The sequence below is a fragment of the Phenylobacterium sp. genome, from assembly GCF_004297125.1.
In the GTDB taxonomy this organism is placed as follows: domain Bacteria; phylum Pseudomonadota; class Alphaproteobacteria; order Caulobacterales; family Caulobacteraceae; genus Phenylobacterium.
Map to the genome: position 1 here is coordinate 263,712 of NZ_SCVD01000024.1, position 21,562 is coordinate 285,273.

Sequence of the window (21,562 nt, forward strand, 5' to 3'; positions counted from 1 at the left end):
GGAAACCGCTGGTTAGTCTGTCGGAAAGCCGCGCTATCCTGGCGATGAACGTTGCATTCCCGGGCCCATGACGTCCAGTTCCCATATCTCCCGATTTCCTGCGGCGGCCGCCGCCGAAGGCATGGACCGCAAGGTCGCCCGGCCGCGCCGAAGGCTGTGGCTGGCGGCGGGGATCGGCGCGGTCGTGCTTGGGGCGGGCGGGGCGGCGGCCTGGCTGCTGCCCGACGCCGGAACGGTGGCCGTCAGGCGCGGCGAGGTCGAGATCGCCGAGGTGCGCCAGGAGCCGTTTCACGACTACATCCCCGTCCGCGCCGTCGTTGCTCCGCTGACCACCGTCTTCGTGACCGCCGTGGAGGGCGGCCAGGTCGAGCAGGTGATCGCCCAGGACGGCTCCGCGGTGGCCGCCGGCGCGCCGCTGGCCCGCCTGGCCAACCCCCAGCTCCGCCTGGCCGTGACCTCGCGCGAGGCCGAGATCGCCGGCCGCCTGGGCGACGTCAGCGGCCAGGAGTTGGAGCTGCAGCGGGCGCAGGCCGATCGCGACCGCGAATTGGCGGCCGCCAGCTACGACTTGCTGAAGGCGCGCCGCGACCTGGAAAAGCGCCAGCGCCTGTATGACGCCGGGTTCGAATCCCCCGCGGCGATCCGCAGCCTGGCCGATGAGGCCGCGTACCACGCCAGCCGCGTCGCAGCCCTCAGCAGCGGCAATATCCGCGAGGCGGCGATCGGTGCAAGCCAGCGCAGCCAGATGCGCCAGCTCGCCGGCCGGCTGAGCGCCAACCTGGGCGTGGTCACCGCCAGCCTGGACGCGCTGACGGTCAAGGCGCCGCTCAAGGGCCGCCTCACCAACTTCGACCTCCAGCCCGGCCAGACCCTGAAGGCGGGCGAGACGGTCGGGCAGGTGGACGTGGAAGGCGCCTACAAGCTCACCGCCGACTTCGACGAGTTCTACGTGAGCCGCGTGGCGCCCGGCCAGGCGGCCCAGGCGGATCTGGGCGGCCGGGCCGTGCTCCTGCGCGTGGGCCGCGTGCTGCCGCAGGTGAGCCAGGGCCGGTTCCGCGTCGAGTTCGGCTTCGCCGGCGCCCCGCCCGCGGGCCTGCGCCGCGGCCAGACCCTGGAGGTCCGCCTGACCCTTGGCGCGACCCAACCCGCGGTCGTCCTGCCCAACGGCGCCTGGCTGGAGGGTTCCGGCGGCGCCTACGCCTTCGTCGTGCGGCCCGACGGCCGCAAGGCCGACCGCCGCGCCATCGTCGTGCGACGCCGCAATCCCCAGCAGGTGGAGGTCGCTTCGGGCCTGCGCCGGGGCGAGAAGGTGGTCGTCTCCTCCTATGCGGGCCTCGAGCCCTACAAGCACCTGATCCTGCGCTGAGAAGGCCCCATGATCGCCCTGAACGACATCCACCGCATGTTCCGATCCGACGAGGTCGAAACCACCGCGCTGCGCGCCATCGACCTGGAAATCGACGAGGGCGAGTTCGTCGCCGTCATGGGTCCGTCCGGCTGCGGCAAGTCCACCCTGCTCAGCACGCTGGGCATGATCGACCGCCCAACCAGCGGCAGCTACGTCTTCGACGGGGCCGAGGTCACGCGGATGGGCGAGGCGGCGCTGGCGCGCATGCGCCGAGACAACCTGGGCTTCGTCTTCCAGAGCTTCAACCTGATCGATGAACTGACCATCGCCGAGAACGTCGAGCTGGGCCTGGTCTACCGCCGCTGGGCGGGTAAGCAGCGCAAGGCCCGGGTCGAGGCGGCGCTGGACCGCGTGGGCGTCGCCCACCGCGCCCGCCACTATCCCCACCAGCTCTCCGGCGGCCAGCAGCAGCGGGCGGCCATCGCGCGGGCCATCGTGGGCGAGCCGCGCCTGATCCTCGCTGACGAACCCACCGGCAACCTCGACACCGAGAATGGCGAGCAGGTGATGGAGATCCTTCGCAGCCTGAACCGCGAGGGCGCGACCATCGTCATGGTCACCCATTCGCCCGCGCACGCCGACGTCGCCAAGCGGGTGGTCAACATGCTGGACGGCCGCATCATCGTCTCCGCGCGTCGGGCGGCGTGATCGCATGTGGCAGAACTACGCGCTCTCGCTCTACCGCACCCTGACCCGCCACCGGCTTTACGCGGCGCTCAACACCCTGGGCCTCGCGCTCGGCATCGCCGTCTGCACGATCCTGTTCCTGGTGGTCCGCTTCGAACGCAGCTTCGACCGTTGGATCCCAGGGGCGGAGTCCGTCTACCGCATGAACCTGGTCGGCACCTGGCCGGGCCGAGCGCCCAAGGACGGGCCGGGCACCCAGCCGGTGATGATGCCGCGTCTGCTGGCGACCTTCCCGCAGATCAAGGCCGGGGCGCGCTTGATGGAAGGGCCGTACATCGTCCGCGCCGGCGACAAGCAGAACTACGAGCGCTTCGTCCTGGCCGATCCGTCGGTGTTCGACGTCTTCCCTCTGCCGTTCGTGGCGGGCGACCGCGCGACCGCGCTGGGCGACACGTCCAGCGTGGTGCTGAGTCAGGCCATGGCGCGCAAGTATTTCGGCAGCGAGCGGGCCATCGGGCGGCGCCTGACGGTGATGATCGACGGTCGGCTCCGCGACTACCGCGTCACCGGCGTGATGCGTGACCTGCCGCCCAACACGACCCTGGTGCTCGATTTCGTCGCGCGGTTCAGCCCCGAGGTTCTGCCCAACCATGAGGAGCAGCTGCATCGGTGGGGCAGCGCGATGCTGTACAGCTATATCCGCCTGCGCGACCCGTCCGACATCGCCGGCGTCAGGGCCGGCCTGAAGGCGTTCATCGACCGTGAGGCGATCGAGCTCCCGAAACCCGCCAGCGACATGATCAACTATCGGCTGATCCCCCTGACCTCCACGCGCTTCGACGACGCCAACACGACGGAGGCGTTCAAGCCCGGCGTCGATCCGCTGTTCGTCGGCGCGCTGGGTGTGATGGGGGCCGTCATCCTGCTGATCGCCGTCGTCAACTACGTCAGCCTGGCCACGGCGCGATCCGGTATGCGGGCGCGGGAGGTCGCCGTCCGCAAGGTGATGGGCGCCACGCGCCGGGCGCTGGTGGTGCAGTTCGTGGCCGAATCCGTCGCCGTAAGTTGCGTGGCCGGCCTGATCGCCGCCGCCATGGTCGAGCTGGCGTTGCCCGGTGTCAGTGCGATGTTGGGCGAGCCGATCACCATGACCTATTTCGGCGCCGACGGCGTCGCCCTGCCGCTGGCCGGCCTGTGCCTGATGGTGGGTCTGGCGGCGGGCGCCTATCCCGCGCTGGCCCTGTCGGGCTTCCGCCCCGCCTCGGTGCTGGCCTCGGCGCGAACGCCGGGCGGAGGCCGCGCCGGGACGCGGGCGCGCGAGGTGCTGGCCGTCGGCCAGTTCGCCATCGCGATCACCCTGATGATCTGCACGGCGGTGATCTTCGGCCAGATACAGTTCCTGCGCAGCGCCGACGTGGGCTTCCGCCGCGACGGCTTGTTGATCGTGCAGCGCCTCGGAGACCCCCAAGTCGCGCCCCAGATGCGCACGATCCTCGAAGCCTTTCGGGCGACGCCGGGCGTGATCTCCGCGACCGCCTCGGATCGCCGGCCGGCCACCGGGGACGAGTCCAACGGAAACGTTCAGTTGGCCAGCAACCCGGCCGTCGAGCCGGTAATCACGTACGAGCGTATCGGGCCGGACTATGTCCGCACCTATGGCCTCACCATGGCGGCCGGCCGACCGCTGGACATGGCCCACGGCCTGGACGACCGCATGGGACTGGACGCGGAAGCGACAGCGGCGCGCGGCGGCGTGAACATCATGGTCAATGAGAGCGCCGCACGCCTCTACGGCTTCAAGGATCCGGCCCGCATGATCGGGCAGCAACTGATGCGGGGGCATACCACCAGCGGCCGGCGCTCGCTCATGACCGTCGTCGGCGTGGTGCGTGACGTGCGGTTCGTCTCGCCTCGCATCTCCCCGCCGCCGCAATTCTACGAGATGAACAGCCACCTCGGCCGGGTCGGCCAGGCCTCGAGCTGGTCGGCCGCCGTTCGCGTGCGGGAAGCCGACATGCCCCTGGTGCGCCAGCGGCTGGAGGCGCAGTGGCGGCGTCTGGCGCCGGGCACGCCGTTCAGCGCCGAGACCGTCCAGGTGGCCATGAAGCCCTTCTACGATGGGGACGCGCGGCGCGGTCAGCTCTTCGCGGTCGGCGCGGTGCTGTCCGCCGCCATCGCCTGCCTCGGCCTCTATGGCCTGGCGGCCTTCAACACCAGCCGGCGGATCAAGGAGATCGGCATCCGCAAGACCCTCGGCGCCTCGACCGCCGACGTCCTGCGCTTGCTGGTCGGCGAGTTCCTGCGGCCGGTGCTGTGGGCGAACCTCATCGCCTGGCCCGTGGCCTGGTTCGCCATGCGCTCGTGGCTCTCGGGCTTCGACCAGCGGATCGACCTCAACCCGGCCTATTTCCTGGTCCCCAGCCTGGCGGCGGTCGCCGTCGCCGTGCTGACGGTGGCCGAACAGGCGATCCGGGTGTCCCGCAGCGAACCGGCCCGGGCGCTGCGGTACGAATAGGGGGGACTTGGGCGCTTGCGGCGCGCAATCCGAACCGCTATAGCGCGCCACTTCCTGCGGCGGATGCGTAGCTCAGCGGGAGAGCACCTCGTTCACACCGAGGGGGTCACAGGTTCAATCCCTGTCGCATCCACCATTTTCGTCCCCGATACATCAGGCTCTCGCCGTGCGCTCCGGCGTCCACGTCCGGCCCAACAGCCGCCCGCAGGCCTCGGGCAGTTCGTCGAAGCTGTGGATCAGGATATCCGGGTTGAGGTCCTCGGCCGGGATCTCGGTGTAGCCGAAGCTGACCAGGATCAGGCCCGCCTTGGCGGCCCGCGCCGCGCCGGCGTCGGTGGCGGCGTCGCCGACCAGGATCGTGCGCCCGATGTCGCCGCCGACCGCGTCCACGGCCGCCTGGAGATGGCGGGGGTCGGGCTTGATGGCCGGAGCCCTGTCGGCGCCGATCACCGCCTCGAACCGGTCGGCGAGTCCCAGCGCCTCCAGCAGAGCCATCGACAGGTCGGTGCGCTTGTTGGTGCAGACGGCCAGCCTGGCGCCCTGGGCCTTCAGGGCGTCCAGCGCCGCCTCGCACCCCGGGAAGGGGCGGCTCTCGTCCGCGATGTGCTCCAGGTAGTGGGCGATGAAGCGGTCGAACAGCGGCTGCACCCGGGCGGGATGCAGGTGCTGGCCCGCCGCCTCGAAGCCGCGCTCGATCAGCCAGCGCGCGCCGCGGCCGATGAACGGCCGCGCCTCGTCCAGGGGCCGGGCGGGCAGCCCCTCGTCCTTCAGCAGCACGTTGAGCGTGCCGATCAGGTCGGGGGCCGTATCGACCAGCGTGCCGTCCAGGTCGAAGGCGATGACGGCGCCCTCAAGAGCGCTAGCCGCCATTGATCACCGCGGTCGCCGCGTCGAGGCCGGAAGCGTAGTCGGTCAGCGCCTCGGCGGTGAGGACCATATAGGTCGCCGCGTCGTCGAACCGGCGCTCCTCGATCGCCTCTCGGATGCCGGGAAGGGTCTTGGCGCCGTAGCCGGTGAAGCGGCCGGGGGCGTAGATCATGTTCTTGTAGTAGGGCCGGAACGGCAGCCCCTTTTCCCGCAGCAGGCGCTGCTCCAGCGGTAGCAGGGCGGCGTCCAACTTCTTCTTCTGGGCCGGCGTGAGTGTGGCGCCCTTGGCGGCGAGCGCGGTGTCGAAGGCCGAGGCGCTGGTCTTCAGCTTTGCGACCGCGCCGTCCATGGGGGCGAAGTCGATCTTCGGCGAGGCGGCGAGGGGGCCGGGGTCGGCGCGCGGGATCGTCGGGTCGTCGGCAAGCTTGTAGGCCCCGGCGGCCAGTAGGCGCGTGCGGGCGGCGGCCTGATCGCGGGTGGTGTCCGCCAGCTTCTTCACCTCGTCGAGATAGCCCGAGACCGTGTCGGCGAAGTCGCCGTAGCGCTGCACCGTCGTCTCGGCGTCGGCCATCCGCATCACCGTCCGGCCGATGTACTTGGCGAGCGCGCCGGCATAGGCATGACCCGGGTCCACGAAGCGGCTGTGGTGCTCGTAGGTGTCGTAGGCCGAGTGATAGACGCCGCCCGAGTCGCCCTCGCCGCCGAAGCCGATGTTGAGCGAGGCGATGCCCAGGTTCTGCAGGAAGGTGGAATAGTCCGAGCCCGAGCCCAGGGCGTCGATCGGCAGGTCCCTGGCCGGGTCGGCGGCGATCTTGCCCAGCGCCACGGCGCGCGGATTTGCGCCCGGCGCCTCGGCCTGCACCGCCAGGCCGGCCCGCAGGCGCTGGCCGACGGTGACTCCCGTCTGCGGGTCCTTCACGTCGGCGGCCACCTGGTTCACGAAGTGCTGCAGCGAATGGCTGCCGCCCACGTCCAGGAATCCGCGGCTGTTGGAGTCAGAGTTGATGTAGACCACCGCCTTCGTCTTGAGTTCCGCGGCGTGGGTCTCGGCCCATTCCGTGGAGCCCAGCAGCATCGGCTCCTCGGCGTCCCAACTGGTGTAGATGATCGTCCGCTTGGGCTTCCAGCCGCCCTTGACCAGCGCGCCCAGGGCCTTGGCCTCGCCCATCATCGCCACGTGGCCCGACAGCGGGTCGGAGGCGCCGAACACCCAGCCGTCGCGGTGGTTGCCGCGGACGATCCACTCGTCGGGCTTTTCCTTGCCCTTGAGCGTCCCGACCACGTTGTAGGCGGGCTTCAGGCTCCAGTCCGAGAGCACCTTCAGGTGGACCTTGGCCGTCTCGCCGCCGCCCACATGGTAGGTGATCGGGAGGCTGCCCCGGAAGCTCGCCGGCGCCACCGGGCCGTCCAGCGCCTTCAGCAGCACCTGGGCGTCGCCGTAGGACATCGGCAGCGTCGGGATCTTCAGGATCGTCTCGGCCTGTTCGCGCGGTACGCGCTTGGCGTCCTTGCTGGAGCCGTAGCCTGGCGTCGTGGGGTCGCCCGGGAACACGGTCATGTCGGCCACCGAGCCGCGCTGGAAGCCGTTGGCCGGACGCGCCGGGCCCTTGGGATAGACGTCGTCCACGGAATAGCCGTCGTCGCGCGGGTCGGAATAGATGATCGCGCCGACCGCGCCGTGCTCCTGCGCCAGCTTGGGCTTCAGGCCGCGCCAGCCGGCGCCGTAGCGGGCAATGACGATCTTGCCCTTCACCGAGACCCCCAGGCGCTCCAGGGCGTCGTAGTCGGCCGGCATGCCGTAGTTGACGTAGACCAGCGGGGCCGTGACGTCGCCGTCGCCCTGGAAGGCCACATAGGCCGGAAGCTCGTCCTTGGTGCGGCTGGAGCTCTCGTCGCCGGGGACCGGCGCCTCGGTCAGGGTGGCCTTGAACGGCGCGCCGGGGCCGCTGGCCAGTTCGATCAGGACCTCCTTGGGCGTGGGGTAGAGCACCCAGGCGGTCTCGATCTTGGCGTCCCAGCCCCAGGCCTTGAACTGGGCCAAGGTCATCTCGGCGTTGAGCTTGTTGTGCGCCGAGCCCACGTGGTTGGGCTCCGCCGCCATGGTCTTCAGCCAGCCCCCCATCTCGGCGTCGTTGATCATGCCGTCGAACTTCGCCTCCAGCGCCGCGTCGGCAGATTGGGCGGCGGCGGGTGCGAGCGCGATCAGCGCCCCCGCGGTGAGAAGGGCGGTGAGACGCGAATGAGATTTCATGAAGACTCCCCCGAAGGACGGGGCGGACGCTACCGCCTTCTCGCGCCTCGCCACAAGGCTTGCTAAGCGGGGGGTGAGAAGACTCAGACGAGCTGCACCGGGAGAGCCGAATGACCGCCAGAGCCGCCGTGATCATGGCCGCAGGCCACGGCACGCGGATGAAGTCCAAGACGCCGAAGGTGCTGCACAAGGTCGGCGGCCGCACGCTGCTGGACCGCATCATCGACACTGTACGGGCGGCCGGCTGCGAGCGGATCCACGTGGTGGTCGGCACGATCCCCGAAGTCCGCGACCTGGTGGTGAAGCGCCTCGGCGAGGCCGCGGTCGTGGTGCAGGACCCGCCCAAGGGCACCGGCCACGCGGTGCTGTGCGCCCACGACGCCCTGGTCGACTTCGACGGCGACGTGCTGGTGGTCAACGCCGACCCGCCGCTGCTGCAGGCCCAGGATCTGGAGCCGCTCTTCACCCTGCGCCGCAATGGCGCGGCGCTGGCGATCCTGGGGTTCGAGCCGGTCGATCCGTTGCTGTACGGCCGGATCATCCGCGGCGCGGACGGCCATGTGATGCGGGTGGTGGAGCCGAGCGAGGCCAGCGACGGTGAGAAGCAGGTCCGCCTGTGCAACGCCGGGATGTACCTCGCGGGACGCGCCGACCTGTTCCGCTGGCTGTCGCGGATCACCGACGACAATCCCAAGCGCGAATACTTCCTGACCGCGATCATCGCCGAGGCGGTGGCCGAAGAGGCCCTGGTCCGGGCCAGCGTGGCTCCCGAGACCGCGGTCATGGGGGCCGACACGCCCATGCAGCTCTCCCAGGCCGAGGCCGAGTTCCAGAAGCGGCGGCGCGCCTGGTTCCTGGCCGAGGGCGTGGCGATGACCGCGCCGGAAACCGTCTTCTTCGCCTGGGACACCCAGATCGCCGCCGGGGCGACCGTTGAGCCCTATGTGGTCTTCGCGCCGGGCGTGAAGGTGGAGACCGGCGCCGTGATCCGGGCGTTCAGCCACCTGGAGGGCTGCCTCGTGCGCGAGGGCGCTCTGATCGGGCCCTACGCCCGCCTGCGGCCGGGCGCGGACATCGGTGAGGACGCCCACATCGGCAACTTCGTGGAGGTGAAGAAGGTCGCCGTCGGCAAGGGCGCCAAGGCCAACCATCTCAGCTATCTGGGCGACGGCACGGTGGGGGCGGGCGCCAACATCGGCGCCGGCACCATCTTCTGCAACTACGACGGCTTCTTCAAATACGACACCCACGTGGGTGAGGGCGCCTTCATCGGCTCGAACTCGGCTCTGGTGGCGCCGGTTAGGATCGGGGCTGGGGCCTACACCGGCTCCGGTTCGGTGATCGTCGAGGACGTGGCGCCCGACGCCTTGGCCGTCGCCCGGGGCAAGCAGGTGCAGAAGGATGGCTGGGCGGCGGCGTTCCGCAGGCGGATGACCGAGAAGAAGGCCTCGAAAGGCAAATGAACGATCCGGACGCCCAGAAGCGGGCCGCCGGCGAAGCCGCCGCCGCCCTGGTGAAGAGCGGCATGGTGGTGGGCCTGGGCACGGGCTCGACCGCCGCCTGGTTCGTCCGCGCCCTGGCCGAGCGCAAGCTGGACATCGTGGGCGTGCCGACCTCGCAGGCGACCGCCGATCTGGCCGCCGGCCTGGGCATCCGGCTGGGCGAACTGGGCGAGACCAGGGGTATCGACCTCACCATCGACGGCGCGGACGAGATCGGGCCGGGCCTGTCGCTGATCAAGGGCGGCGGCGCGGCCCTGCTGCGCGAGAAGCTGGTCTGGGAGGCGTCGAAGTCCTGCGTGGTCATCGCCGACGCCGCCAAAAATGTGAAAATCCTCGGGAAATTCCCGTTGCCGATCGAGGTGGTCGCGTTCGGGCACAAGACAACAGCCGACCGGATCTGCGACGCGCTGGCGGAATGCGATCTCGGTATCGTCCCCATGCTTCGCCGAAAGGACGGCGAGCCTGTAAGAACCGACGGCGGCAACCTTATCTATGACGCTCACTGCGGTCGGATCGAGGAGCCGGCGGCCCTGGCGGCGGCGCTCAAGAGCGTCACCGGCGTGGTGGACCACGGCCTGTTCCTCGACCTTGCGGACCGCGCCCTGATCGGCACGCCGGACGGCGTCGTCGAGCTTGAACCTTAGGAGACCGCAGTGGCGGAGCATGACTACGACCTCTTCGTCATCGGCGCCGGCTCGGGCGGCGTCCGCGCCGCGCGCGTGGCGGCCATGTCCGGCGCCAAGGTGCTGGTCGCCGAAGAACACCGCGTCGGCGGCACCTGCGTCATCCGCGGCTGCGTGCCTAAGAAGTTCATGGTCTATGCTTCTGAATATTCGAAGCATTTCGAGACGGCCCGCGGCTACGGCTGGGATATCGGAGAGACCAGCTTCGATTGGCCTCGATTCCTGATGGCGAAGGACAACGAGATCGCCCGCCTGTCCGGCATCTACGTCCGCAACCTCCAGAACGCCGGCGCCGAACTGGTCCACGGCAAGGCCCGGCTGATCGACCGCCACACCGTCGAGGTCGAGGGCCGGGGCCGCGTGACGGCGGCCAAGATCCTGGTGGCGACGGGCGGCCGGCCCTGGATGCCCCACGACCTGCCGGGGCTCGAGTACGCCATCACCTCGAACGAGGCCTTCCACCTGACCGAACTGCCCAAGCGGATCGTGATCGTGGGCGGCGGCTACATCGCGGTGGAGTTCGCCGGCATCTTCAACGGTCTGGGCGTCGACACCACCCTGGTCCACCGCGGCCCCAACCTGCTGCGCGGCTTCGACGACGACGTCCGCAGCCACGTGGCGCAGCAGATGGAAGAGCGCGGCGTCAAGATCCGCCTGGGCGCCCAGATCGGCAGCATCGAGAAGACCGAGGCCGGTTTGGTCGCGGCCTGCGTCGACGGACATAACCTGGACGCCGACGTGGTCATGTTCGCTGTGGGCCGTGAGCCCTACACCGAGGGCCTTGGGCTCGAGGCGGCGGGCGTGGAACTGGCCGAGACCGGCGCGATCAAGGTGGACGACTATTCGAAGACCAACGTCGACAACATCTGGGCCGTGGGCGACGTCACCAACCGCATCAACCTGACCCCGGTGGCGATCCGCGAGGGGCAGGCGTTCGCGCTCACCGTATTCCATGACCAACCGACGCGGTTCGATCATGAGATGGTGGCCTCGGCGGTGTTCTCACAGCCGCCGGTGGGTTCGGTGGGCCTGTCCGAGGCCGATGCGCGCCATCAGTACGGACCGAAGATCGACATCTACATGGCTAACCTGCGGCCCATGAAGGAGACCTTCTACGGCGGCCACGTGCGTTGCCTGATGAAGCTGGTGGTGGAGCAGGGGAGCGAGAAGATCCTCGGCTGCCACGTGGTGGCGCCGGACGCGCCGGAGATCATCCAGATGGCCGCCGTCGCCATCAAGATGGGCGTCACCAAGCCCCAATGGGACTCGACCTGCGCGGTGCATCCGACCCTGGCCGAGGAATTGGTGACCATGCGCGAGAAGCACCTCCCGCCGTCGCTCGGCCAGGTGGCGTGACGACAGCTACGTTGAGAACCGACGACCGGCTGGGCGTCTGGTGCGGCTGGGTGCTGGTCGGGATGGCGGCGCTGACGCCGCTGTTCGCCTGGCTGGGCCCTCTGGGCTTCCAATTGCTGGCGGTGGTCGGCCTGCTGTGCCTGCCGGCGCTGAAGATCGGCCGGCGCGAGGCGCCGCTGGCGGTGGTGCTGACGGCGGCTGTCGTCTGGGCGGCGTTTTCGATGTTCTGGAGTATCCACAAGCCCGGCGAGCTGGAGGACAGCGTCGCGCTGAAGCTGCTGCTGCAGCTCCCGCTCTACTGGGCGGCCTGGGCCGCGGCCCGCCGCGCGGATCCGAGGCTGCGGCGGCTGGCGCTGCAGGTCTTCGCGTGGGGGTTGGCCGCCTATGGCGCCATCCTGCTGGTGGAGGCGTTCACCGGCGCGGCGATCTACCGGGGCCTGCGCGACGCCATCGGCGACCCCATCCGGGCGGACCTCGGCCGCAAGAATGTCGCGCAGGGCAGCTTCGTCCTGGCGCTGCTGTGGCCGGTGGCGGCGGCGGGTGGGCTGCGGGCCGGGGCGCCGGCCTGGCTGGCGCTGCCCATGACGGCGGGGACGGTGCTGCTGGCGCACAACTTCCTGTCCGACGCGCCGGTGCTGGCGGTCGGGCTGGCGGTCGCGGTCGGCGGCCTGGTCTGGGTCTGGCCGCGTTCCGGGCCCAAGGCGCTGGCGCTGGGCGCGGCGGGCCTGGTGCTGGTGATGCCGCTGCTGATCCTGGCGATGCACCTGTTGGGCTTGGGCCGGCGCCTGCCGGACTCGTGGGAGCAGCGGGTCGGCTACTGGACCTACGCCATGCAGCGGATCGCCGAGCATCCGTTCCGCGGCTGGGGCCTGGATTCCAGCCGCGCGTTCAGCCCGCACATCGTGCTCCACCCCCACAACGGGGCGCTGCAGGTCTGGCTGGAGTTGGGCCTGCTGGGCGCCACCGCTGCGGCGCTCGCCTACGCCTTCGCCTTCCGCCGAATGGCTCGGGACCAGCGCAGCCTGGTGGCGTCCGCCACCGCCGGGTCGGCCGCCGTATACCTGTTCTTCGGGGTGGTCAGCTTCGGCGTCTGGCAGGAATGGTGGCTGGCGCTCGCGGCCCTCACCGCGGTGATCGCCACCCTGGGCGACGCCGAGGAGGCCGCGACGGCCAAGCCCATCGACGCTGCGGGTCATTACGAGTAAAACGCCCGGCCCGTCGAACAACCGGCGGTTCTGAGTGAAGACGATGACCGAACACTGGACGCCCGCATCCTGGAGAGGAAAACCCGCCAAGCACATCCCGTCCGACTATCCGGACATGGCCGAGCTTTCGCGGGTTGAGACCACCCTTCGCAAGATGCCGCCCCTGGTGTTTGCAGGCGAGGCCCGTCGCCTGAAAAGCCTCCTTGGCGACGTCGCGGCCGGCAAGGCCTTCCTCTTGCAGGGCGGCGACTGCGCCGAGAGCTTCAAGGAATTCGCCGCGGACAACATCCGCGACACCTTCCGCCTGATCCTGCAGATGGCGGTGGTGCTGACTTTCGCCGGCGGCAAGCCGGTGGTGAAGGTCGGCCGCATGGCCGGCCAGTTCGGCAAGCCGCGCTCGTCCCCGGTCGAGAAGATCGGCGACGTCGAGCTGCCGTCGTACCGCGGCGACAACATCAACGGCATGGAGTTCACGCCCGAGGCGCGGATCCCGGACCCGCAGCGCCTGATGCAGGCCTACGGCCAGTCGGCCGCGACGCTGAACCTGCTGCGCGCCTTCGCGGGCGGCGGCTATGCCGACCTGCACAACATCCACCGTTGGACCTTGGGCTTCGTGGCCGACAGCCCGCAGGGCGCGCGATACCGTGAGGTCGCGGACAAGATCAGCGAGACGCTGCAGTTCATGGAGGCCATCGGGGTCACGCCCGAGAGCCAGCCGACCCTGCACCAGGTGGAGTTCTTCACCAGCCACGAGGGCCTGCTGCTGGGCTACGAGGAGGCGATGACCCGCGTCGATAGCACTTCGGGCGAGTGGTACGACACCTCGGCCCACCTGCTGTGGATCGGGGAACGCACCCGCCAACTGGACGGGGCGCACGTGGAATACTTCCGCGGCATCCGCAATCCGATCGGCATCAAGTGCGGCCCGACCATGGAGGGCGACGACGTCCTGCGCCTGATCGAGACGCTGAACCCGAAGGACGAGGCCGGGCGGATCACGCTGTATGGCCGCTTCGGCTACGACAAGATCGCGGACCGCCTCCCGGGGCTGCTGCGCGCGACCAAGGCCTCGGGCCGCAACGTCGTCTGGGCCATCGACCCGATGCACGGCAACACGCTCACGGCCGCCAACGGCTACAAGACCCGGCCGTTCGACCGCATCCTTTCCGAGGTGAAGACCTTCATCGAGGTCTGCAAGGCCGAGGGCGTCCACCCCGGCGGCGTGCATCTGGAAATGACCGGTCAGAACGTCACCGAGTGCCTGGGCGGCGCCCGTTCGGTGTCGGAAGGCGATCTCGCCGACCGCTATCACACCCACTGCGACCCGCGCCTCAACGGCGAGCAGGCCTTGGAACTCGCGTTCCTGGTGGCCGAGAAGCTCAAGGACGAGCGCGTGGACCTGTCGCAACGGGTGGCGGCGGGGATTTAGACCCCGGCGCGCCACGGCCCGTGGACGCCGGTCACGGTGTCCGTTTCGTCGCGGTTGGACGTGACCACGATCCGGAATGAACCGCCGTCGGCCGCCACGCGGACGATCACGTGGCCGTCGCTGGCGGCCATGCGCCGCACCAGGCGATCGTTCGTAATCCGGCTGGCCTCGGTGAGGCCGGTGGCGAACACTTCGCGCGGACCGGGATAGAGCCGGGCGTTCAACATCCGCTCGAGCTGCAACATGCCCGGATGGGCCGCGTGCCAGGCCTGGATCACCCAGGCCCGCGGCCGCAGCGCGCGCGCCATCTCGGCTCCGACGGCGTCGAACATGCCGTGATGCGGGGCCACCGCCACATCGACCCGGCCGCAGATCCGGGCCGCGGCGGTCTCGACGTCGCGCCAGGGCAGGGCGCCGTCGGCCGTGTAGCTGACCAGGTCGCCGCCGGTGAAGTAGCGGAAGCGGCCGTGGCTGAGGCGCAGGCCGATGGAGCAGGGGTTCTCGTCGATCACGTCGCCGGGCGCCCGGGAGGCGAACAGGTCGCGGGTCGCGCGCCCGACGCCGGTCCAGACCTCACCATTGGCGATCAGCGGCCGGATCTCGAAGCCGCCGCCCGCCGGGCCGCACTGCTCGGGATCGCCCACCCGCACGCGCTCCACTCGTCCGCCCTCGCTCAGCCGCGCCGCCACGAAGCGGCGGTGGTTGAGCCACGTCGGGTCGCCGCCGACGGCCGGCACGGCATAGTCCGGGGCCCCGCGGTCGACGATGACTCCGATGGGGACGACCTCGGCCACGGCGCTCAGGCCCGTGCGGGCGTAGCCGCGCGGATCCGCCGTCCCGACCGCCGGATCGCCGACGTGGTCGGGATGGATGTGCGTGACCAGCGCATGGTCCAGCCGGCGGCCGCCGGTGTCGCGCAACCGTCGCCGCACATAGCGTCCGATCCAGTCGCCGGCGTTGCGGCTGGCGTCCGGCCGCGCCGGCGTCGAGGACTCGGCCGGGCTGGCCGAGGCGCCCGCGTCGATCAGCACCGTGCGGCCGTCCGGCCCCACGACGAGAGCGCTGTCCCCGCGGCCGGTGGCGATGTGGTGGATGTCCACCTCACCGGGACGCCAGGGCGACAGCGGCGCGCCCGGCCGATCCCGGGTCTCCTGGGCGATGGCCGGTCCCGCGCCCGACGCGAGCAGGAGGGCCAGCAGCCGGCGGCGGGTCGGCATCTCAGAACCGCGCCGTCAGGCTGACGCCGTAGGTGCGCGGCTCGCCGAGGTATTCGCCCAGCACGCCCTGGGTCGACGGGATCAGCACATAGTCCGTGTCGCCGAGATTCTTGGCCCAGGCCATCACGCGGAGGCGCCCGTCACGGGTTTCGAAGCCGGCCGAGGCGTTCAGCAGGTCGTAGGCGGCGACGAACAGGTTGGGGTCCCGCGCCGCGCCGGTGAAGTAGCCGCCGGTCCGGGTGTAGGAAGCAGAGGCCAGTGCGTAGCCGAGGTCGGCCAGCGGCCGCCGCACGTCGAGCAGCAGGCTGTACTTGACCTTCGGCGACGACCCCAGCCGGTTGCCGGTGTTGTTGGCGCCGCCGGGGATGATGAAGTCGTCATACCGGGTGTCGAGGTAACCGTAGTTGGCGCCCAGGCTGACGCCGGCGATCGGCACGATCGTCGCCTCGATCTCGAAGCCTTTCGAGGTCGCCTCGCTGGCGTTGATGATCGTCAGCACCCGGGTGAGGCCGTTGAACAGCAGCTCCTGCTTGTCGTCATAGGTCATGTGGAACACCGAGGCGTTGAGCCGTGCGCGGTCGTTCCACCATTGCGACTTCACGCCGGCCTCGTAGTTCACCACCGTCTCCGGTGCGAAGGGTGTGGCGAGGGCGGCAGGGGTGGCGGCCTCGGTGTTGAAGCCGCCGGAGGTGAAGCCCCTGGCGACGCTGGCATAGGCCATCATCTCCCGGGTCGGCGTCCAGCTCAGCACGGCGCGCGGCGTGAACTCGCTCCAGCTTTTCTCCAGGCCTGAGAGGCTGAATCCGGCCGCCGGGTTGAGGAGGTCAGCGCGCTGGAGCGACGCTTCCTTCTTGTCGCGGGTGTAGCGGCCGCCGAGGGTCAGGCGAAAGCTGGCGGGCAAGTTGATCCCGCCGTCCACGAAGAGCCCCAGGCTGGTGGACGACACGGCCTGGGTGAGGCGAACGTTGCTGGCGACCGCCCCGGTGCGGGCGGCCAGGCCGAACTGGCGCAGGCGGCGGTCGGCGTCCTCGTCGAGGTAGTACAGGCCGGCGACGAAGTCCCCGAAGGCGAATTTGGGCGAGGCGTAGCGGATCTCCTGGGAAAAAGTCTCCAGGTGGTCGGCGTCGTCGTTCACCGCCTGGGTCCCGCTGGTCAGGAAGGCGAAGTTGGCGCCGACGCCCGAATAGAGCTCGCCCGACTGGGACTCCCGAAAGGCGGTGACCGAGGTGAGCAGGCCGATCGGCGCGTTCCAGGTCGCCCGCATCGAGGCGCCCCAGAGCGTGCGGTCGAACCGCTGGCGGACGCCCAGTTCCGCCGTGCGCCGGTCGCCGTCGGAGCCCTGGGTCTTGGACGACAGCGTGCGGCCGGCGCTGTGGTCGTCGCCATAGTCTGCGCTGGCCAGCAACTCCAGGTCCTCGGTCGGAACGAGTCGGACCTGGCCGCGAAGGTTGCGGCTCTTCAAGTCGTCGAGCGCCTGGCCCGTGAGGCGGTCGCGGCCGTAGCCGTCGTGGTCGGTGAACGAGACCGCGAACCGCGCCGCCGCCTTGTCGCCCAGCGGCGTGGATGCCGAACTGCGAAGCTGGATGGTGTTGTAATTCCCGTAGCTGAACTGGGCCGTGCCGGAAGCCTGGGTCAGGCTGGGGACGCCCGTGTCGATCACGATGACGCCGCCGGTGACGTTGCGGCCGAACAGCGTGCCCTGCGGCCCCTTGAGCACCTGCACGGACGCCAGGTCGAAGAGCTCGGTGACCGCGACCGTGTTGCGGGGCATGAACACCTCGTCGACGACTATCGAGACCGGCTTGTTCACGCCGATCTGCTGGAAGGTGTTGCTGGCGCCGCGGATGGCGATGACCGGGCTGTTGGCGCTGAACGTGGAAACGAGCAGGCCAGGCGTGAGGCGCGAGACGTCCCGCAGGTTGTCCAGGCGAAGGTTCTCGATGGTGCGACCGTCCACCGTGGTCATGGCGATCGGCACGGACTGGGCCCGCTCGGCGCGCTTCTGGACGGTGACGATCACTTCGCCCACCTCGCCGTCAGCGCCTGCGGGCTTGGCGGCCACCGGCCGTGGCGTCGGCGAGGCCGGCCGAGGCGCGGGGCCGCCCGGCCGCCGCATGATCGTGGCGACGCCGCCTTCGCCGATCCGATAGGTGAGGCCGGTCCCTTGGAGCATCTGGGCCAGGGCCGCATCGAAACCGACCGCGCCGCGCACGGCGGCGGACCGGCGGCCGGCGACGACCTCCGGTGTGAAGGCGACGCCGCGGTCGGCCTCGCGGGCGAGCTGCAGCAGGGCGGCGTCCAGCGGTTGGCTGGCGATGGCGTAGGTGCGGGCCTGGGCGGAGGCGACGGCGGGGGTCGCCAGCGTGGCTGCGGCCGCGACGACGGCCAGTGTGCGGATAACCATGGAATTCCCCCGTGCAAACGATGCTGCTCTGCCGGGTGAGACGCGGGGCGGGGCCGTGATCCCCGTCCGTCGCGAAAATTTCACGGACGCACGAGCCGCCAGGTTTCCGGTGAGGGATGCTCCAGGCGCAGGCCGTTCAGATCGGCGACCGACTGCAGGAAGGCGGAGCGTTCCTGGGTGCGGAACGAGCCCGATACCCGCAGGCTCTCGAGCCAGCGGTCGCCGAACGTGACGGTCCCCGGCGCGTAGCGGGCGAAGCGATCCACCGCCTCCGCGAGGCGGACGTCGCGCAGAACGATGCGGCCGCGGGTCCAGGCCAGATCGGTCTCGGGATCGGTCCGCGCCGTCAGGAGGCCGCCGACCCCGGCCGAGGCGGCTTCGCCGGGCGCCAGTTCCACTCTGCGGCCGCTGGCCCGGTGAGTGACTTCGACCCGGCCGCGCAGCAGGGCGGCGTCGTCGCGCAGAGGGCCATCCGAGACCGTGAATCGGGTGCCGAGGGCGGTCACCTTCATCTGGTCGGTGCTGACGCTGAAGGGTCGCCGGCGGTCCTTGGCCACCTCGAACACCGCCTGGCCGGACACAAGGTCCACGCGTCGTGACAGCAGGTCCTGGCGGACGCGGATCGTGGTCATGGCGTCGAGCCGGACGCTCGATCCGTCGGGCAGCGAGGCGATGCGGGTTTGGCCGACGCCCGTGGAGAAGGCCTCGGTGCGGACCGATCCGACCCAGCCCCAGCCCGCCAGGACGATGCAGAGCGCCGCCGCCGCGGGAACGGCGGCGCGCCCCGCGATAACGCCGGCCGCCGAGCGTCGCGTGCGGCGAGCCAGACCAGGATCGGCCCCCAAGGCGGACCAGGCGTCGAGCGTGGCGGCGAGCGCCGCGGCGTTTTCAGGCTTGGCCAGCCAGCGGCGAAGTTGGGCCTGCGCCTCGGCGTCGAGACCGCCGGCCTGCCGCCGCACCAGCCAGGCCGACGCCTCGGCCAGGCTCCCCTCGCCGGGGCCTCGCGTGTCATCGCTCATCGTCGTTCACCCGGCGAGCAAGGGTGGCAAGGGCGCGTTCGAGTTGGCGAGTCACCGCCTTCTCGGTGAGTCCGAGCTGCGCGGCGGCCTGGCGTGGCGTCAGCCCCTCGAAGCGCACCAGGTGGATGCAGGCGCGAGCCTTGGGCGACAGGTCCGCTAGTGCGGCCTCCAGGCGCTCCAAGCTGGCGCGGCCGATCAGCCGGCGCTCCGGCGAGGCGACGCCTTCATCGCTCAGCACGTGGGCGAGCGGCCCTTCCAACCCGACGTCCTCCTGGCGCGACCGGCGCCTGCGGAACGTGTCCGCTATCAGGTTAGACGCGATCCGGAACAGGAATCCCCGCGGGTTCCGCACCGTCTCCGTGTCCTGGCCGGCGCGCAGCAGGCGCAGATAGGTGTCCTGAACCACGTCCTCGACCTGGGCGCGGTCGCCCAGCCGTCGGCTCACGTACGAGCGCAGGGCTGCGTCGTGCTCGCCGACCCAGCCGGTCAGGCCGTCCTTCCGCGTGGTCTTGGCCTCCGCCATCCCGATCCGCCATTGCCTCCGCGCCTATGTACGGCCCCCGCGTGACAAGACGAACGGTTCCTGGTCGCCGGCTCGCGCGATCGGCGCCAGCGCCGCCTCCTTGGGCGCCTCCGCCGTTGTGCCCTCGCGGCCACGGCGGAGCACAGACGGCTGGCGGCGGCAAAGCTGGGCTTGCCCAATTTTGACGTGGGCGCCAGTGTCCGCGCCTCTTTGAAAACCCAGGTTGCCCGTCATGGACCGCGCAGCGGCCCAGGAGCGTTCGCTCGTCCGCACCGATCTCGCCCAGCTCCTGACCCTGTCGGGGCCGGTGGTGCTGTCGCGCCTGGGGATCATGGCCATGGGGCTGTGCGACGCCATCGTCGTCGGCAACTACTCGGCCAAGCAGCTCGGCTACCACGCGCTCGCCTGGGCTCCGACCAGCGTGATCCTGACCATGGCGGTCGGTCTCTTGACCGGCGTGCAGGTGATGACCGCCCGGCGGATCGGCGAGGGGCGGCGTGACCTGACCGGCGCCGTCCTGCGGCGCGGGCTGGTCTACAGCTTCTGGATCGGCATCGTCTCGACGGCCATCCTGTTGGCCGCCGGTCCGACGTTCCTGCAGGCCATCGGGTTGGAAAAGGACCTGGCCGACGGCGCCAGCCGCGCGCTGCTGGTCTTTGCGCTGTCGTTGCCGGGCTATGCGCTGAGCGTCACCGCCAGCTTCTGGCTGGAGGGGCTGTCGCGTCCGGGGCCGGCGGCCTGGGCCATGTGGATCGCCAACATCGTCAACTTGGCTCTGAACCTGCTGCTGGTGCCGGGGACCTTCGGCCTGCCCGCGCTGGGCGCGGTGGGCGGCGCCTGGGCCACGTGCGGAGCGCGGACGTTCCTGGCGTTGGCCATGCTGGTCTATATCGTCCGCATGCCCGAGGCGCGCGCGCTGGGGGTGTTCAGCAAGCCCGAGATCGACCGGCCGGCCGCCATCCAGCAGCGGCGGATCGGCTATGGCGCGGGCGTCTCGAACTTCTTCGAGGTCGCCGCCTTCGCCAGCATGAACGTCATCGCCGGCTGGATCGGCGGCCTGGCGGTGGCCGCCTGGGCCATTGTGCTCAATGTGGCGGCCATCGTCTTCATGGTGCCGCTGGGCCTGGCGACCGGCGCGGCGGTGCTGGTGGGCAAGGCCTACGGCGCGCGCGACCTGGCGGGGGTGAACCGGGCAGGGGTGATCGTCTTCGTGGTGACCTTCGTGTTCGGCGTGCTGATCTCGCTGGCCATCTGGCCCACGGCGGAACTGATCTCCCACGGCTACACACGCGACGCGGCCACCATCGCCATGGCGGCGCCGGCGCTGATCCTGTCGTGCCTGTTCTTCATCCCCGACGCGCTGCAGGTGGTCACCGCCCAGTCGCTGCGGGCCCGGGGCGACGTCTGGCTGCCGACCATCACCCACCTGGCCAGCTACATCGGCGTGATGATGCCGCTGGCCTGGTGGCTGGCGATCCCCATGGGCATGGGCCTGATCGGCATCACCTGGGCGGTGGTCGCGGCGAGCTTCCTGGCCTGCGGCTTCCTGCTGACCCGGTTCTGGATCCTGAGCAGAAGGCCGCTCTAGGCTCCGGCCCCCAGGATCCAGCCTTCCTCACGCTCGGCGTCGAGGACGACGTCGGCGGCGGTCCCTTTCGGCGGAGCGAACAGGGCGCCCAGCTTGTTGGCCTCGTCCAGGCGGGCGAAGTGCTCGGCCGTGGTGCGCACCTGGACCAGGTCCTTGACCTCGCCCGCGGCCACCTGCGGCTTCAGAAGGGACGGATAGACCTCGGCCACCACCACCTCGACGCCGGCCAGGTCAGCCTCGGTGAGCGCCTTGAAGCCCGTCTCGAACGGCCAGGCCTTCACCGCGTCCTCGCCACGCGCCAGCTTCAGGCGGCGCACGAACGGAATGCCCAGGATCGCCTGACCGCCGACCGAGCCGTTGTAGTAGAGCTTCCAGATCGAGGCTGCGCCCTTGGCCGCCAGGTCGGCGTGCCGGAATTCGGGCAGGTCGTCCGGCCCGTGCTCGCGGGTGCGCTTGGGCTGCAGGGTGGTGAGCGCGTCCTTGGGCGGGCAGCCCCAGAACGGGAACGGCCCGCCGGTCATACGGCGGTTGATCTCCGAACCCACCCCGAAGCGGTTATTGGTGTTGTCGGCCTTGTCCTTGACCATCTTGTTGAGCTGGTCCCAGGCCGCGCGCCAGGGCTGTTCGCCGGGCAGGCTGAGCGCCGCGGCGAACCCGCGCGGGAAACCCAGCGGGAAATCGAAGCCCAGCAGGACACGCTCGCCGCGCTTCCTCAGGTCGTCGAGGATGGCGGTCAGCCGGATCTCGGCCTCGGCCCGGGTGGCGGGGTTGAAGCTCTCGAAGGCCATGCGGAAGCGGATGTCGCGCTTCAGCACGCCGATCCAGATGGAATCGGCTCCGGTGGTCGGCTTGGCCGCCGCGCTCCAGTCGACAATCACGTAGGCGCTGAACAGGCGCGGCAAGGCCGTGCTCCAAAACTCGGGGGGAGGGACGAGGGCTTCTTACGCCCTCGTCCCCGCGGGTCCAAC

16 protein-coding genes and 1 tRNA gene are annotated in these 21,562 nt (G+C 70.4%); 10 read left to right on the forward strand and 7 right to left on the reverse strand.

Annotated elements, in window-relative coordinates; translation table 11 throughout:
- The first annotated feature begins 121 nt into the window (after nucleotides 1-121).
- From EPO51_RS17550 to EPO51_RS17565, 4 genes are all read left to right on the forward strand, one after another.
- Nucleotides 122-1,366, forward strand: a complete 1,245-nt coding sequence (locus tag EPO51_RS17550) for an efflux RND transporter periplasmic adaptor subunit (protein WP_293352908.1) — start codon at nucleotides 122-124, stop codon at nucleotides 1,364-1,366.
- Nucleotides 1,367-1,375: 9 nt separating this feature from the next.
- A complete protein-coding gene (locus EPO51_RS17555; RefSeq protein WP_293352910.1) occupies nucleotides 1,376-2,056 on the forward strand; it encodes an ABC transporter ATP-binding protein in 681 nt (226 codons plus the stop codon).
- A gap of 4 nt (nucleotides 2,057-2,060) precedes the next feature.
- A complete protein-coding gene (locus tag EPO51_RS17560) occupies nucleotides 2,061-4,550 on the forward strand; it encodes an ABC transporter permease (RefSeq protein WP_293352912.1) in 2,490 nt (829 codons plus the stop codon).
- Between the two features lie 61 nt (nucleotides 4,551-4,611).
- A tRNA-Val gene (locus EPO51_RS17565) sits at nucleotides 4,612-4,686 on the forward strand.
- Nucleotides 4,687-4,703: 17 nt separating this feature from the next.
- On the opposite strand, the gene gph is transcribed toward EPO51_RS17565, so the two are convergent.
- Both gph and EPO51_RS17575 read right to left on the reverse strand, forming a co-directional pair.
- The gene (gene gph / locus EPO51_RS17570; RefSeq protein ID WP_293352914.1) at nucleotides 4,704-5,420 is read right to left on the reverse strand and encodes a phosphoglycolate phosphatase; all 717 of its coding nucleotides are present in this window, start codon (nucleotides 5,418-5,420) and stop codon (nucleotides 4,704-4,706) included.
- Complete coding sequence (locus EPO51_RS17575) at nucleotides 5,410-7,668, reverse strand: transferrin receptor-like dimerization domain-containing protein (RefSeq protein WP_293352916.1); 2,259 nt, start codon at nucleotides 7,666-7,668, stop codon at nucleotides 5,410-5,412. Before EPO51_RS17575 ends, gph begins: the two co-directional genes overlap by 11 nt.
- A gap of 110 nt (nucleotides 7,669-7,778) precedes the next feature.
- On the opposite strand from EPO51_RS17575, the gene glmU reads away from it, so the two are divergent.
- Genes glmU through EPO51_RS17600 form a run of 5 tightly spaced genes read left to right on the forward strand, consistent with a single transcriptional unit; the run spans nucleotide 7,779 to nucleotide 13,843 of the window.
- On the forward strand, nucleotides 7,779-9,131 hold the full coding sequence (gene glmU, locus EPO51_RS17580; protein WP_293352918.1) for a bifunctional UDP-N-acetylglucosamine diphosphorylase/glucosamine-1-phosphate N-acetyltransferase GlmU: 1,353 nt from the start codon (nucleotides 7,779-7,781) through the stop codon (nucleotides 9,129-9,131).
- Nucleotides 9,128-9,814 (forward strand): ribose-5-phosphate isomerase RpiA, encoded by a 687-nt coding sequence (rpiA, locus tag EPO51_RS17585; protein ID WP_293352920.1) that lies wholly within the window; start codon nucleotides 9,128-9,130, stop codon nucleotides 9,812-9,814. Before glmU ends, rpiA begins: the two co-directional genes overlap by 4 nt.
- 9 nt (nucleotides 9,815-9,823) lie before the next feature.
- Nucleotides 9,824-11,209 (forward strand): glutathione-disulfide reductase, encoded by a 1,386-nt coding sequence (gor, locus tag EPO51_RS17590; RefSeq protein WP_293352922.1) that lies wholly within the window; start codon nucleotides 9,824-9,826, stop codon nucleotides 11,207-11,209.
- A gap of 11 nt (nucleotides 11,210-11,220) precedes the next feature.
- The gene (locus tag EPO51_RS17595) at nucleotides 11,221-12,414 is read left to right on the forward strand and encodes an O-antigen ligase family protein (RefSeq protein WP_293352924.1); all 1,194 of its coding nucleotides are present in this window, start codon (nucleotides 11,221-11,223) and stop codon (nucleotides 12,412-12,414) included.
- A gap of 43 nt (nucleotides 12,415-12,457) precedes the next feature.
- A complete protein-coding gene (locus tag EPO51_RS17600; protein ID WP_293352964.1) occupies nucleotides 12,458-13,843 on the forward strand; it encodes a class II 3-deoxy-7-phosphoheptulonate synthase in 1,386 nt (461 codons plus the stop codon).
- On the opposite strand, the gene EPO51_RS17605 is transcribed toward EPO51_RS17600, so the two are convergent.
- The 4 genes from EPO51_RS17605 to EPO51_RS17620 form a co-directional block, all read right to left on the reverse strand.
- A complete protein-coding gene (locus EPO51_RS17605) occupies nucleotides 13,840-15,060 on the reverse strand; it encodes a ComEC/Rec2 family competence protein (RefSeq protein ID WP_293352926.1) in 1,221 nt (406 codons plus the stop codon). The two genes, EPO51_RS17600 and EPO51_RS17605, sit on opposite strands and share 4 nt — an antisense overlap.
- 1 nt (nucleotide 15,061) lies before the next feature.
- Nucleotides 15,062-17,464, reverse strand: a complete 2,403-nt coding sequence (locus tag EPO51_RS17610) for a TonB-dependent receptor (RefSeq protein ID WP_293352928.1) — start codon at nucleotides 17,462-17,464, stop codon at nucleotides 15,062-15,064.
- A gap of 80 nt (nucleotides 17,465-17,544) precedes the next feature.
- The gene (locus EPO51_RS17615; RefSeq protein WP_293352930.1) at nucleotides 17,545-18,483 is read right to left on the reverse strand and encodes a FecR family protein; all 939 of its coding nucleotides are present in this window, start codon (nucleotides 18,481-18,483) and stop codon (nucleotides 17,545-17,547) included.
- Nucleotides 18,473-19,006: an RNA polymerase sigma factor gene (locus tag EPO51_RS17620; protein ID WP_293352932.1), complete on the reverse strand. Its 534-nt coding sequence runs from the start codon at nucleotides 19,004-19,006 to the stop codon at nucleotides 18,473-18,475. Before EPO51_RS17620 ends, EPO51_RS17615 begins: the two co-directional genes overlap by 11 nt.
- 232 nt (nucleotides 19,007-19,238) lie before the next feature.
- Here EPO51_RS17620 and EPO51_RS17625 point away from each other — a divergent pair, with 232 nt between their 5' ends.
- Complete coding sequence (locus EPO51_RS17625; RefSeq protein WP_293352934.1) at nucleotides 19,239-20,594, forward strand: MATE family efflux transporter; 1,356 nt, start codon at nucleotides 19,239-19,241, stop codon at nucleotides 20,592-20,594.
- On the opposite strand, the gene EPO51_RS17630 is transcribed toward EPO51_RS17625, so the two are convergent.
- Entirely contained in the window at nucleotides 20,591-21,496 is a 906-nt protein-coding gene (locus EPO51_RS17630) for a cobalamin biosynthesis protein CbiG (protein ID WP_293352936.1), read from the reverse strand. The genes EPO51_RS17625 and EPO51_RS17630 overlap by 4 nt on opposite strands.
- Nucleotides 21,497-21,562: the final 66 nt, after the last annotated feature.